The sequence below is a fragment of the Synechococcus sp. WH 8109 genome (assembly GCF_000161795.2).
GTDB lineage: Bacteria > Cyanobacteriota > Cyanobacteriia > PCC-6307 > Cyanobiaceae > Parasynechococcus.
Window position 1 is genome coordinate 1,488,602 of the sequence record NZ_CP006882.1, and the last position, 12,028, is coordinate 1,500,629.

At 64.6% G+C, this 12,028-nt stretch carries 16 protein-coding genes; 5 read left to right on the forward strand and 11 right to left on the reverse strand.

Annotated features, from left to right (window positions below; genetic code table 11):
* Positions 1-30 precede the first annotated feature (30 nt).
* From Syncc8109_RS08140 to Syncc8109_RS08155, 4 genes are all read left to right on the forward strand, one after another.
* Positions 31-1,317: a glucose-6-phosphate dehydrogenase assembly protein OpcA gene (locus tag Syncc8109_RS08140; RefSeq protein ID WP_006850028.1), complete on the forward strand. Its 1,287-nt coding sequence runs from the start codon at positions 31-33 to the stop codon at positions 1,315-1,317.
* A 14-nt stretch (positions 1,318-1,331) separates the two neighbouring features.
* Positions 1,332-2,705, forward strand: coding sequence for a cobyrinate a,c-diamide synthase (locus Syncc8109_RS08145; protein WP_006849825.1), 1,374 nt, complete (start codon positions 1,332-1,334; stop codon positions 2,703-2,705).
* Entirely contained in the window at positions 2,654-3,007 is a 354-nt protein-coding gene (locus Syncc8109_RS08150; RefSeq protein WP_025362440.1) for an acylphosphatase, read from the forward strand. The genes Syncc8109_RS08145 and Syncc8109_RS08150 overlap by 52 nt, the downstream gene beginning before the upstream one ends.
* Positions 3,008-3,092: 85 nt before the next feature.
* Positions 3,093-3,467, forward strand: coding sequence for a hypothetical protein (locus tag Syncc8109_RS08155; protein ID WP_006850431.1), 375 nt, complete (start codon positions 3,093-3,095; stop codon positions 3,465-3,467).
* A gap of 130 nt (positions 3,468-3,597) precedes the next feature.
* Here Syncc8109_RS08155 and Syncc8109_RS08160 read toward each other — a convergent pair whose 3' ends face one another.
* The 6 genes from Syncc8109_RS08160 to folD form a co-directional block, all read right to left on the reverse strand.
* Positions 3,598-5,046, reverse strand: coding sequence for an ATP-dependent RecD-like DNA helicase (locus Syncc8109_RS08160; RefSeq protein ID WP_006850780.1), 1,449 nt, complete (start codon positions 5,044-5,046; stop codon positions 3,598-3,600).
* The gene (locus tag Syncc8109_RS08165; protein ID WP_006850046.1) at positions 5,043-5,555 is read right to left on the reverse strand and encodes a divergent PAP2 family protein; all 513 of its coding nucleotides are present in this window, start codon (positions 5,553-5,555) and stop codon (positions 5,043-5,045) included. Before Syncc8109_RS08165 ends, Syncc8109_RS08160 begins: the two co-directional genes overlap by 4 nt.
* Positions 5,552-6,442, reverse strand: a complete 891-nt coding sequence (gene crtE / locus Syncc8109_RS08170; RefSeq protein WP_006849616.1) for a geranylgeranyl diphosphate synthase CrtE — start codon at positions 6,440-6,442, stop codon at positions 5,552-5,554. The genes Syncc8109_RS08165 and crtE overlap by 4 nt, the downstream gene beginning before the upstream one ends.
* A gap of 40 nt (positions 6,443-6,482) precedes the next feature.
* Positions 6,483-6,845, reverse strand: a complete 363-nt coding sequence (locus Syncc8109_RS12930) for a hypothetical protein (protein WP_006852135.1) — start codon at positions 6,843-6,845, stop codon at positions 6,483-6,485.
* Positions 6,846-6,944: 99 nt separating this feature from the next.
* Complete coding sequence (locus Syncc8109_RS12935) at positions 6,945-7,157, reverse strand: hypothetical protein (RefSeq protein WP_006851095.1); 213 nt, start codon at positions 7,155-7,157, stop codon at positions 6,945-6,947.
* Between the two features lie 8 nt (positions 7,158-7,165).
* Positions 7,166-8,047: a bifunctional methylenetetrahydrofolate dehydrogenase/methenyltetrahydrofolate cyclohydrolase FolD gene (gene folD / locus Syncc8109_RS08180; RefSeq protein ID WP_025362441.1), complete on the reverse strand. Its 882-nt coding sequence runs from the start codon at positions 8,045-8,047 to the stop codon at positions 7,166-7,168.
* Positions 8,048-8,117: 70 nt separating this feature from the next.
* Here folD and Syncc8109_RS08185 point away from each other — a divergent pair, with 70 nt between their 5' ends.
* A complete protein-coding gene (locus Syncc8109_RS08185; RefSeq protein WP_006851754.1) occupies positions 8,118-10,208 on the forward strand; it encodes an HDIG domain-containing metalloprotein in 2,091 nt (696 codons plus the stop codon).
* A 15-nt stretch (positions 10,209-10,223) separates the two neighbouring features.
* Here Syncc8109_RS08185 and Syncc8109_RS13165 read toward each other — a convergent pair whose 3' ends face one another.
* From Syncc8109_RS13165 to Syncc8109_RS08205, 5 genes are all read right to left on the reverse strand, one after another.
* On the reverse strand, positions 10,224-10,556 hold the full coding sequence (locus Syncc8109_RS13165) for a hypothetical protein (protein WP_369792009.1): 333 nt from the start codon (positions 10,554-10,556) through the stop codon (positions 10,224-10,226).
* Entirely contained in the window at positions 10,478-10,840 is a 363-nt protein-coding gene (locus Syncc8109_RS13170; protein ID WP_006850465.1) for a pseudouridine synthase, read from the reverse strand. The genes Syncc8109_RS13165 and Syncc8109_RS13170 overlap by 79 nt, the downstream gene beginning before the upstream one ends.
* Positions 10,837-11,325, reverse strand: coding sequence for a hypothetical protein (locus tag Syncc8109_RS08195; RefSeq protein ID WP_052328033.1), 489 nt, complete (start codon positions 11,323-11,325; stop codon positions 10,837-10,839). The genes Syncc8109_RS13170 and Syncc8109_RS08195 overlap by 4 nt, the downstream gene beginning before the upstream one ends.
* A gap of 82 nt (positions 11,326-11,407) precedes the next feature.
* Entirely contained in the window at positions 11,408-11,710 is a 303-nt protein-coding gene (locus Syncc8109_RS08200) for an MTH1187 family thiamine-binding protein (RefSeq protein WP_006849833.1), read from the reverse strand.
* Positions 11,710-11,958, reverse strand: coding sequence for a hypothetical protein (locus Syncc8109_RS08205; protein WP_006851214.1), 249 nt, complete (start codon positions 11,956-11,958; stop codon positions 11,710-11,712). Before Syncc8109_RS08205 ends, Syncc8109_RS08200 begins: the two co-directional genes overlap by 1 nt.
* Between the last annotated feature and the right edge of the window lie 70 nt (positions 11,959-12,028).

A 12,028-nucleotide genomic window follows, 5' to 3' on the forward strand; every position in this document is an offset into this window, starting at 1 on the left:
CAGCTCTCCAATTCTCGTTCATCCGTCACCATGTCCCCTCAGCTCACCCTGCAAACCCCATTGGAACTGGCACCGGCGGAGGTGCCCCACTACCTCGAACAGCTCTGGTCCCCCGAGCAACAGGGCAGCACGGGCACCGGAGCCAACACCTTCTGTCTGCTGATCTGGCAACCCGCCTGGGCCGAGCAGCAATTGATCCGCAGTGGTCGTCTGTCAGGCCCCATCACGGGACAGCAGTCCGCCCCCTTGATCGCTGCAGGCCGCCTGGCGGTGCTGGATGCAGACCTTCCCCTGAGCACGCCGCCCCTGGATGGGGCCGTGGTGAAGGCGGTGGCTGATTTGGAAGGGCAAGCAAACGCCGAAGACCTGCGTGGGCAGTACATCGATCCAGCCCTGAGTGCACTGATGCCCCGGCGCCTGATCACCCTGGCGCCAACCATCGATGCAGCCCAGCCCCTGGAAACACTCGTGGCCGCCTACTGCCCGCTGCCTGAAGAAGGCGGCGGTACCGCCGCCTGCGGCGATGTTGTGGTGCTGAGGGGCGGCCATGGCGCCCTGGATGAGGGCCTTTCGATTCTCGACCCCCTGCTACCGGAGTCGATGCCTGCCTGGGTCTGGTGGAACGGCTGCATCGACGAAGCACCGGAGCTGATGCAACGCCTCACCAGCGCACCACGGCGCCTGATCATCGACACCGCTTTGGGGGATCCGCATCAGTGCCTTGAGCTACTGCGTCGCCGCGTGGAGAGCGGCCAGGCGGTGAACGATCTCAACTGGCTGCGCCTGCGCAGCTGGCGCGAGACCCTGGCCATGGTGTTCGACCCGCCGCAACGGCGTGATGCCCTCAGCCACATCACCCGTCTCGACATCGACGTTGAGGGCTATCACCCTGCCCAGGGACTGCTGCTGGCTGCCTGGATCGCCGATCGACTGGGCTGGACGCTGCTCTCGACCGTTGCGGTCGAGAACGGCACAACCGCCCAGTTCAAGCGCTCCGATGGCAAGGAGGTGCGCTTCCAACTGATGGCCGTGCCAACAGCCCAGCCCAACGTGCACGCCGGCCAGATGGTGGGGCTGCGGCTGATCGCTGAACCGGAGAACGGTCAGGGCATGTGCGTGATTCTCTGCGCTGAATCCGGGGGCTGCATGCGTTTGGAGGGGGGAGGCATGGCCAACCTGGAGCTGCATGAAGAAGTCGTTCCCGTGCAGCACGACACTCCTGAAATGGATGTGGCCCGCCTGCTGGGCGGCGGTCACGACAGCACCAATCCCCTGCTGGCCGCTGCGGCTCCGCTGGCTGCCAGGCTGCTTTGCTGATCCGCATCTGAGCCATGGCCGCTGTCATCGCTGCACCAGCCAGTGGCAGCGGCAAAACCCTGTTGAGCCTGGCGCTGCTGAGCTGGGCCCAGCAGAACGGACGCCGGATCCAGGCCTTCAAGGTGGGACCGGACTATCTCGATGCCCAGCTGCTTAGCCAGGCCTCGGGGCAGGCCTGTCGCAACCTCGATGTCAATCTCTGCGGGGAAACCTGGGTTCGCCAGGCATTTCACGGTTACGGCGGTGCCTCTGAGCTGACCCTCGTGGAAGGGGTGATGGGGCTCTTCGATGGCATCGGCAGCAGTACAACCGGAAGCACGGCCGACGTGGCCCGCCTGCTGGACCTGCCGGTGGTGCTGGTGCTGGATGCCGGTGGTCAGGCCGCCTCCCTTGGCGCCATCGTGCGCGGATTCCGCGATCACGATCCCCAGCTGCGCATCGCCGGTGTGGTGCTCAACAAAGTCAGCAGCCCCAGGCACCGGGAGCTGCTGGCCGAAGTGCTGGAGCGCATGGAGGTGCCATTGCTGGGCTGCCTGCCCCGCAGCCAAGTGCTGGCCCTTCCGGGCCGACATCTCGGCTTGGCCCCGGCCCATGAATTAGAGGCCCCCGAGCAGCGACGCCAGGCCTGGGCCGCTCTGGCCAGCCAGCACCTGAACCTGGAACGCTTGGTCCCCCTGCTGCAGGCACCCCGCCCCGGGCCGCATCCCCTGGCGAACATCCCCGTGGAGCAGGGCCAGCCCCTGCCGGTGGCTCTGGCCAGTGATGCCGCCTTTCACTTCCGCTACCAAGAAACCAGTGAACTTCTGGAGCAAATGGGCATGCCCGTGCTCCGCTGGAGCCCCCTGGCCGATGAGGCCATCCCTGCAGACGCCAAAGGACTAATCTTGCCGGGCGGGTTCCCCGAACAGCACGCTGCCCAGCTCAGCGGCTGCACGCGAAGCCTTAAGTCGCTGCGGGCGTTCATGCAGCAGCGACCGCTCTACGCCGAATGCGGCGGGATGCTTGTGCTCGGAGACCAGCTGACCGATCTCGATGGCACCAGCCACCGCATGACGGGCCTTCTTCCCTTCACAGCCCAACGCGGCCCGCTGCAGGTGGGCTATCGCCGGCTGAAGGCACGGCGGGACAGCCCTGTGGTGGAGAGCGGCCAGCAGCTGGTGGGCCATGAATTTCACCGCTGGGAACTGCACACCAACCGGCTGTCCTACGACAGGTCAGTGCTGTGGGACATTGATGGATGGAAAGTCCATCGACATTCGGAAGGATGGGTCGATCAGACGGTTCACGCGAGCTGGGTTCACCTGCACTGGGCAAGCTCTACGACGATCTGCTCCCGATGGCGCGCCGCGCTCGAAGCCGGGGAGAAAAGATCGCCAAGCGCTTCGTAAGCCGCCAGCCGCCCCAACGGATCCAAGCCTTCGTCGAACGCTGGCGCTGGGTAATCGAAGGCCGCGTTCAGCGGGTGGGGTTCCGCGCCAGCTGCAATCGGCGTGCCCTGGATCTTGGCATCAGCGGCTGGGTGCGCAACCTGAGTGATGGCCGTGTGGAAGTGCAGGCCGAAGGGCCACCGCTGGCCTTGTCTGAACTGCGGGCCTGGTGCGAGGTCGGGCCGCCTGGGGCCCGGGTGGTTCGGGTGACCCCCAGCCAGCTCCCGGTCACGGGCGACGACTGGTTCGAAGTGCGCTACTGAGACACGCAAGCAAAAAAATTGGGAAGGAGGCCTCCACGCTCTGCCCGTCTCGCTACGGCTGAAGCAGGACCTTCGCGCCTGGCGCATGCTCCGCTTCGGATTCGTCCTGTTAATCACTGCGCTGCCCCTGCTCGGCATGGAAGCGATGAGCACGCGACGGGAAACCACCAAGCAGGTGTTCGATTCGGCGGCAGAAGCCCTCAACGCCTGTCAGGGCTGGCGGCTCAGGGAAGGACAGTTTTCGGCCCTGATTCCCGCCGCTGCACCGGTGTCAACGCAGGCGCGGCCTGTGCAAACCGACATCCGCAGCTGCGAGGCCGATCTGGACCATGCACTGTTGCTGGGGCGCCGCTACAGCGTTTTGCCCGGCGTGCACTACAACAAAACGCTGCGGTCGCTGCACCGCCCGATCCATCGCACCTTTCCTTACATGTTGCCAGATGGCAAAACTGGCGAATAAAGCCCCTGGCATGTCTTGAGCAACTTCCTCGACATCAAAGACAAAGCCTTCTGGAGAGCCCTGCTGGGCGTTGTGAGTTTGGGGGTGAGCATCGGCCTGGCGGCCCTGATCCTGCGACTGTGAGCCGGGATCAGGAGCCCCGCGTGCTGTCGAATTGGCGCTGCCAGGTGGCGCGTAGATCAGACGACGTTTCCCCACCAAGCAACCAAACCCCAGTGCGGGCACGAGACACGGCCACATAACAGAGCTGCTGGCGGATGGCTGGATCGGCCCGGAACACATCCGGCGCCACGAAGACATCCCCGAAACTGCTGCCCTGACTGCGATGCACCGTGAGCACCGCCGCAGGCCCCAGGGAAGCGAAGGCATCGCGAATCAGGAAGTACTGCCGCCAGATCGCGCGACCGTTTTTCTTGCCGGCATCACGGGCCTGCTTGCGCAGCCGCTGCATCACCGCATCAAGCTCCTGACGACCCGAGCTGCCAATCGGCGGCTGCAAGCGCAGGGTGAGCTCCAGGTCCCCCGCATTCACCGATGCGGAGAGGGTCTCAATCACCGGCACGGGCCCATCGGCGGAGGACAGGCCGAAATCCGCCAGGTCACAGGCCTCAGGCTTAACGTCCCGCACCGTCACTTCGCGGTTGGAGCCGAGCACCATGTCGGGTTCTTCTCCGGCCTCTTCTCCGTCTCTTGAGGCCGGGGCCATGACCGCGGTGCGACTGATCAACACCTCACCGGGCAGCACCGGCATCTGATCCGCCATCTCCCCATGGATGGCCTGGCGCGCATGGGGTACCAGACGATCCAGGGTGCGGTTCGTATAGCAGAGGATGCGTGCGGCATCGGGGTTGTCTTGCACCGAGGCGTCGCGCAATGCACGCCGGGCCTGATCAAGCCACTCCCGTTGCACCAGGCTGCGCACCTGCCCCTGCGGGGAACGAATCGGCGGCAGCAGCGGCGGCATCTGGCAGGGCAGACGCCCCTCCCGCAGCCCCGCCGCCAGCTGCAGCACCGGGCCTTGATGCCGCACCACCTGGGTCAAGCTGGCGGAACAAGACCGTTGCAACGCAAACACGGGGCTGTTCGGCTCACCCACCGGAGGCAACTGGGCGGGGTCGCCGACGAACACCAGCCGGGTCTTGAACGGATGGGCGCACTGGAGGGCGATTCCCAATAGGGTGCTGTCCACCATCGAGGCTTCGTCAATCAGCACCAGGCCCAGGTTCTCCAGGGCCATGGCCGTCTGCTCGGTGGGTTCGCAGAGTTCAGCGTCGGCGGAGCGCTTGAGCTTCAGCCGCAGCAGGCGATGGATGGTGGAGGGATACCAGGTGGGTTGGAGACCCTCCAACTCCAACGCCTGGCGCAGGACGCCCACCGCTTTATGGGTTGGGGCCACGACGGTCCAGCACAAGCCGCTGGCGTCTACCTGGCGCAGCAGGCGCATGGAGAGAAAGGTCTTACCGCTGCCGGCAAAACCACTGAGCACGAAGGGCGTGCCATCTACGGGCTGCTTGAGCCAGGCCGCAAAGGCGTCCGCCGCTTCCTGCTGATCAGCGGTGAGGTCTGCGGCAGCGGTCACCCCAGCCCAGCTCCAAGACCCGACAGCAGATGCAGCGGTGATCCCACAAATTCCAAACCGGGCAGAGCAACGGCAGGACCCATCAGGCTGCCCACCAGCACCTGCAGCCGGCTGTGGCCAAGGCTTTCCTTGAGGGGTTTCTCCTGAGCGTCCGGCCAGAGCGAATCAGGCAGACCATTGACCCGTTCCGCCGTCAGGCCGGCGGCGCGACGAATGCCACTGGCGTCGTACATGACGACGAACGCCACCATCGCCGCAAGGGCGAAGAGGGGTTGATCAAAGCCCAGGGTCCAACCCACACAGGCCGCCGTGCCGGTGACCAGGGCGGAGTGGCTCGACGGCATGCCGCCGGTTTCGATCAGCACCGCCGGACGCCAACGGCGATGCAAGAGCAACTCAAGGAACAATTTCGAGAGCTGGGCGACGCCACAGGCCATCAAGCCCCAGGTGAGCGAACTGTTGTCGAAGAACTCCCGCAGCACCGCATGGGAGGGCGTGGCGTCGATCATCGGTCGCGGCTGGTGATGAAGTCGGCCAAGGCCAGCAGGGGAATCGCCTTCTCGGCCCAGGGTTGAAGCGCCTCTTTCGCTGCATTGACCAACGCATCGGCCCGGCGGCGGGACTCGTCGAGCCCAAGAAGCTTGGGATAGGTGGTCTTGTCGGCAATGAGGTCCTTGCCGGCGGTTTTGCCGAGCACGTCGCTGCTGGCGGTGATGTCGAGGATGTCGTCGATGATCTGGAAGGCGAGGCCGATCCCCCTGGCATAGGTGCGCAGGGCCTTGATCAGCGCCTCATCGGCGCCGCCGATTATCGCCCCGGTAATCACACAGGCACTCAACAGCGCTCCGGTTTTGTGGAGGTGGATGTACTCGAGGGTTTCAAGATCCACCTCCTTGCCTTCGCTTTCCAGATCCACCACCTGGCCGCCCACCAGGCCAGGGGCGCCGGCCACCAACGACAGTTCTCCCACCACCTTGAGCAGACGCTCAGCCGGCACATCCGGACTGCGCAGCGCCACCATTTCGAAGGCGCGGGTCAGCAGGGCATCACCGGCAAGGATGGCCACGGCTTCGCCGTACACCTTGTGATTGGTGGGACGACCACGGCGCAGGTCGTCGTCATCCATGGCCGGCAGATCGTCATGGATTAACGACATGGTGTGGATCATTTCCAACGCCACCGCCGTGGGCAGGGCCTGCGTCGCTTCCCCACCCGCCAGCTCGCAGGCGGCAAGGCAGAGAATCGGGCGCAAGCGCTTGCCACCGGCAAGCAGGGAGTAGCGCATCGCTTCTCTGAGGGACTCCGGCCGCTCCGGACCGAGCGATCCATCGAGGGCCGCTTCCACCCGCTCTTTGGCCTTGCCGAGATAGGCCTTGAAATCGAACTCGGCGCTCATGGGTGGACCCTGGCTGGCGGGATTCTCTCAGGCCGAGCCCTTAGCTGCCGAGGGGAACCCAATCCATCGGATGGGGTGTTCGCATCTCGCGTCCCTTGCCCGGTGCCGTGGTGATGGCCAGGTCGTAGGACAGCGAATAGCGGGGGCCGTTTCCCTCATAGGGGGAGGACCCGATGGCGCAGGTCCGAAGGGAACAGCAGAAGACGGTGGGGCAGCGGCACGAACACCCCACCGGAGACAGCCGCGTCGCGGTAAGGGATGTAATCGCCATCACATGGCTGAAGTAATCGTCGGGCGCCTCAAATTCCAGCTCCCCGCTCTCGTTCGCAGGATCCGTCAACACGTAGAACACCGCGCTCAACTGGGCGTTGCGGTGGCTGTGCAGATCCACCGTTCCTCGCACACACCACAGGCCAGGCCTTCTGGATGTAAGCCACAAGACCGTGATCCGGGCCCAACAGCGAACGGAGATAGGCCGAAACGTGCTCAGCCAACTGCCCGTTCAGCCACTAGAACGCATCCATGCGATGCAACTGATCCAGGCCGGCATGGCCCAGCAGATCCCCGGTGAGGTTGTTGCGATCGGTGAACTCAGGGTGCTGATGCACCTGGGCATCGACTGCTCCAACTGCTGCTGCATGGCTGCGGCTGTGGCGGCATTCGGCTCAAGGTCCACCTGCAAAACGGGGGTGAGGAACAGCCAGTGCAGCTCCATAGAGCCGATCAGGGCACGAGATCATCCAAATCATGGTCGAGGTTGTGGCGTCTGCACCAAGCCACAACGGTGTTCACCAGAAGCATCGTCACCGTCATCGGTCCCACACCGCCGGGGACGGGCGAGAGCGCAGCAGCGATCGACTCGACTTCAGCCGCACGAACATCCCCGCACAATCCGCCTTCCGGCTTGCGGTGGATGCCCACATCCACCACAGCCGCCCCCGACCGCACGTGCTCGGCCCCGATGAACTCAGAACGGCCTGCTGCCACCACGAGGATGTCGGCTTCGCGGGTGTGGGCCGCCAGATCGGCCGTGCGGGAGTGGGCGATGGTGACGGTGGCGTTGGCTGCCTGCAGCATCAAGGCCATCGGCTGCCCCACGAGAATGCTGCGGCCGATCACCACGGCGCGCTTGCCGGCAGGATCGATGCCATTGCTGCGCAGCATCGCCATCACCCCTGCGGGGGTGCAGCTGCGCGGGCCCGGCTCCCCCTTGAGCAGCCGTCCGAGATTGAGGGTGTGCAGACCATCTGCATCCTTTTCAGGATCAATGGCCATCAGCAGCGGCCCCTCATCGAGGCCAGCAGGAAGGGGCAGCTGCAGGAGGATCCCGTCCACCGCAGGGTTGGCATTCAGCCGTTCAATCGTCTGAAGCACCTGCGCTGGAGGCGTGTCGCCGGGGAGGTGATCACCAAAGCTGGCCACCCCGATCCGAGCACAAGCTTTTTCCTTGTTGGCGACGTAGACGGCGCTGGCGGGATCATCACCAACCCGCAGCACCGCCAAGCCCGGGGGTCGCCCGGCCTCGGCCAGACGCCGTTCGATCAGGGTTTGAAGACGATGCTCCACATCCCTTGCCAGCACCTTGCCGTCCAAACGCAGGGCCATGGCATTCCCATGCACTCCCTCCAGCATGCCCTCTGAGGAGAGCTAGCGTTAAACCGCTACAGGGTCCTTTTTGGTTCGTGTTCCACGGCTGAGCAGCCTTTGGCGGAACTGGGTGCGGCTCGAAGGCCCAGGGCGACGCCTGCTGCGCTGGACGCGACTGCAGACCTTTGTTGTGCTGCTGCTGTGCCTCTCCGTGGCCGCAGCCTCAAGCCTGCCCTGGCTGATCAAGCCAAAACTTCAACCCGGATCGCTGGCCCCGTTTGAAGCCATCGCTCCAAAGGATGCCCTGGTTCAGGACAGCACCGCCCTCGAGCAGCAGCGGGCTTCTCTGGTCGCGCGATCGGTGGTGCAGGTGATCGATCAGGAGCAGACCCAAGCGCTCAAACAAAGGCTCGAGCAGCAACTGCTGCAGTTGCAAGAGGTCACCAACACAGGATCTGGAGACCGGATCGGGCCAGTGAACCTGTCAGATCAAGAGAAAAGATGGCTGGAACGACGCAGCGAATGGGAGCATCTGGCCTGGGATAAAGCGGTGCACAGCACCGCTGATCGCATGCTCAGCCAAGGGCTGGTGAGCAACCTGGCCATTGAGCAATTGCGCAAGGCCGCCGACCAGCAACTCAAGGCGGTTGCCCTGCAGCCAGAGGCAGCGCGCACCCTCGCCAGCAAGGTGCTCACCAGCACCATGCGCGGCAGCAGCAACTTGCGCACCGACCCGAACCTGAGCAAACAGCTGATCGAGGAACAGCTGACCAAACAGGCCATCCCCACCATCGAGGTGCGCAAGGGGGATCTGATCACCCGCAAGGGCGAGCCGATCAGTCCCCAGGCCTACGACGTCCTTGATTATTTCGGCCGCGTGCGCCGCGAACCCCAACCGTTGATTTGGTTCCAACGGTTCGTTGAAGCCGCTGCAGCCTGCGCCGTGATGCTGCTGGTGATGCGGCGTGAACGGCCTGGCCTGGAAGTGCGCCACGCGCTACTGGCGATTGGCCTGCTGCTGCTGGTGCAGGGAGCCAAGCTCTGGTTCAAAAGCTCCGTGAGCCCTCTGGCCGTGCTGGTGGCGCCCACCCTGGTGCTAGCGGAAGGCCTCGGCACCGGCTGCGGCTTGGTCTGGATGGGGGTGGCCGCTCTGCTCTGGCCAGAACCCGTCCAGGGTTTGGGGGACGGTCGCCTAATTGTGGCGGCAACTGTTGCCGCCGCTGGGGCCTTGATCGCAGGCCGTCAGCGCAGCCGCGGCCAGTTGCTGCAACTCACGGTGCTGCTGCCGATTGGCGCCTTCGTGGGGCAGTGGCTGCTGCTGCAGCTGCAACCGGTCACCGGCCTGCGGCTCTGGGGAAATCTGAATCCAAGCCTGGATGAACTGGCCACCGATTCCTTTGTACTCGGTGTTTTGCTGATGTTCAGCTTGCTGCTGATCCCGATGCTCGAGGGCTCCTTTGGCCTGCTCACCAGGGCGCGGCTGCTGGAACTGGCCGATCAGGAGCGACCCCTGCTGCGCCGCCTCTCCTGCGAAGCCCCGGGAACCTTTGAACACACCCTGATGATCTGCGGCCTGGCGGAGGAAGGGGCGCGAGCGATTGGTGCGGATGTGGATCTGATCCGGACCGGTTCGCTGTATCACGATGTTGGCAAGCTGCATGCGCCGGACTGGTTCATCGAGAACCAGAAGGACGGACCCAATCCCCACGACGCGCTGGATGACCCTCAGGCGAGTGCGGCGGTGCTTCAAGCCCATGTGGATGAGGGCCTGAAGCTGGCGCGGCGCCACCGCCTGCCTCGGCCTATCGCCGATTTCATCCCTGAGCACCAGGGCACCTTAAAAATGGGGTATTTCCTCCACAAGGCCCAGGAGCGCGGCGGAGCCGTTGAGGAGCGCCGCTTCCGTTACAGGGGCCCGGAACCCCGCTCCAAAGAAACGGCGATCCTGATGCTGGCCGACGGATGTGAGGCGGCGCTTCGATCGCTCCCCCCTGACACCTCCGATGCCCAGGCGGTGGACACTGTGCGGCGGATTGTGGAAGCGCGGCAGCGAGATGGACAACTACGCAAAAGCAGCCTCAACCGCAGCGAAGTGGAACTGGTGATTCGTGCCTTCGTGCAGGTGTGGCGGCGGATGCGCCACCGCCGCATTCCCTATCCAATCCCAGCCCGACGCTGACCGCAGCGTCCGAGTTCAGCACTCAGTGGCAAAGGGAACCTCCTGCGCCATTAAACGAACGCGTTGCTGGGTGAAGGGATGGCGAAAGCTCAGGGCCTGGGCATGCAGATGCAAGCGGCAGGAACGGCCGGCATCCCCATAGATGGGATCTCCCACGATGGGATGACCCCGTTCGGCCAGATGGGCCCGAAGCTGATGGGAGCGCCCCGTGAGCGGACGCAGCCAGAGCCGCGTGCTGTGGACACCAGCGGTGCGGACCCTCCAAATCGTCAGCGCCAGACGTCCCTCGGGGTGGCTGCCGTAGCGCGGCGGTTGGCGCGAGAGTCGTGCCAGGGACTGACGATGCAACCTCGGCCGTGGAGCTCCCCCTCAACATCCGCCTGGTACAGCTTGTTGATCCGCCGTTCAGTAAACAGGGCACTCAGGCGCCGCAGGGCGTCAGCGCTTCGGGCCAGGAGCAGCACCCCAGAGGTGTCGCGGTCCAGGCGGTGAACCAGGCGCAGGCTTGGGTCCTGCTGCTGCAAGCGGGTGATAACAGAATCGCCTTGCTCCTGCCCCAGGCCCGGTTGGCTCAGCAGGCCGGCGGGCTTGTCGACCGCCATCAGCCACGGGTCCCGCAGCAGCAGCTTCAAGGGGAGAGCCGCTGGGCGCAGTGTTTTTCAAACAAGGTCACTACCTGCTCCGCAGGCAAGGCCTGGACCAGCCGGGCTTCGGCCTCAACGTGATGCTGGCTGGAGTGATACAGCTGCAACTCGTCAAAAGGATTGGGGTCCTGCTGGCGGGCCACCTCCACCTCACGGCTGAGCAAGGCCGCCGGCATCAGGTTTCCGCCATGGCAAGACTGCATCACATGGGCTGATTCATGGGCCAGCACCACCCAAACCACGGCTGGATCGTCGGGCAGGTTGTTGCCGCACATCAAGAGGGCCTGCTTGCCCTCATGGAAGGCCCCCAGCAAGCCCAAAGGACAATCGCTCGCCACCAGCGCGTTGACCCCCGCCCGCTGCAGCAGCCGCAGGTAACTGGCGATGCGATCCCAGGTTGAGGCTTGAACAGCACTGCCCGTCAGCTGCAACACCAGCAGAGCCCACAGCGCAGCCCTGAAATGGCGACCCATCGAGCCAGAGACCACACGACAATCTCATTGGTCTCAAGATCGGCTCAAGCTGGCTCGAAACCCACCGAAGTTCTACAGATTTTCAGTCGCCAAGAAGCTGTTCCACCGAAGCAGCCTTCTCAGCGAACGACTGCTGCCGGTCGGTGCGGGTGTTGAGCTTGAGGGTTGTGTAGAGACGCGGAGCGCCCATGCCGTGCAACTCGGCATGACAAGCGCGCACACAGTCCATGACCTCGTCCCACGGGCCTTCGATCGCTGTGCCATTGGGACCGAGCTGATGGGTCAGGCCCGTGGCAGCGATCACCCGCTCACAGGCGGCGATGTAGGGCGAAAGGCTGACGCCCACACCAATCGGCACCACACAGAGGTCAACACTGACCCACATCAGCCCGCCATCGCACTGGATCGGCTCAAGCAACTGACGGGGTAGCCGATGGTGCGCCAACTGCCGCTGTCGGTTCGCACTTCCACCGCAATGCCTTGCTGCCCCATCGAACAGCGGGAGCCTTGGCCCGTGCACCAATCGCTGGCATCAGCGAGAGCCAGTTCCAACGTGTCGTAAGGGGCGTCGAGCACCGGATGCGGCTGACCGTCGAGGCCAACCAACCTGTAGCGGGAGCGATGCTTGGCCATCGCAGTCCAATCCCGGAAGTGTCACCATCTTCCCATGGCCCTGGTACGGCGGCATTCCCACACTGGAGCC

Bases quoted from the DNA above. Each gene is read 5' to 3' on its own strand.
- Syncc8109_RS08200 (WP_006849833.1), bottom strand. From the start codon at position 11,710: ATGTGGGTCAGTGTTGACCTCTGTGTGGTGCCGATTGGTGTGGGCGTC.
- Syncc8109_RS08140 (WP_006850028.1), top strand. From the start codon at position 31: ATGTCCCCTCAGCTCACCCTGCAAACCCCATTGGAACTGGCACCGGCG.
- crtE (WP_006849616.1), bottom strand. From the start codon at position 6,442: ATGAGCGCCGAGTTCGATTTCAAGGCCTATCTCGGCAAGGCCAAAGAG.
- Syncc8109_RS12935 (WP_006851095.1), bottom strand. From the start codon at position 7,157: ATGGAGCTGCACTGGCTGTTCCTCACCCCCGTTTTGCAGGTGGACCTT.
- Syncc8109_RS08155 (WP_006850431.1), top strand. From the start codon at position 3,093: ATGCTCCGCTTCGGATTCGTCCTGTTAATCACTGCGCTGCCCCTGCTC.
- Syncc8109_RS08205 (WP_006851214.1), bottom strand. From the start codon at position 11,958: ATGGCCAAGCATCGCTCCCGCTACAGGTTGGTTGGCCTCGACGGTCAG.
- Syncc8109_RS08145 (WP_006849825.1), top strand. From the start codon at position 1,332: ATGGCCGCTGTCATCGCTGCACCAGCCAGTGGCAGCGGCAAAACCCTG.
- folD (WP_025362441.1), bottom strand. From the start codon at position 8,047: ATGGCCCTGCGTTTGGACGGCAAGGTGCTGGCAAGGGATGTGGAGCAT.
- Syncc8109_RS08165 (WP_006850046.1), bottom strand. From the start codon at position 5,555: ATGATCGACGCCACGCCCTCCCATGCGGTGCTGCGGGAGTTCTTCGAC.
- Syncc8109_RS08150 (WP_025362440.1), top strand. From the start codon at position 2,654: ATGGCGCGCCGCGCTCGAAGCCGGGGAGAAAAGATCGCCAAGCGCTTC.
- Syncc8109_RS08195 (WP_052328033.1), bottom strand. From the start codon at position 11,325: ATGGGTCGCCATTTCAGGGCTGCGCTGTGGGCTCTGCTGGTGTTGCAG.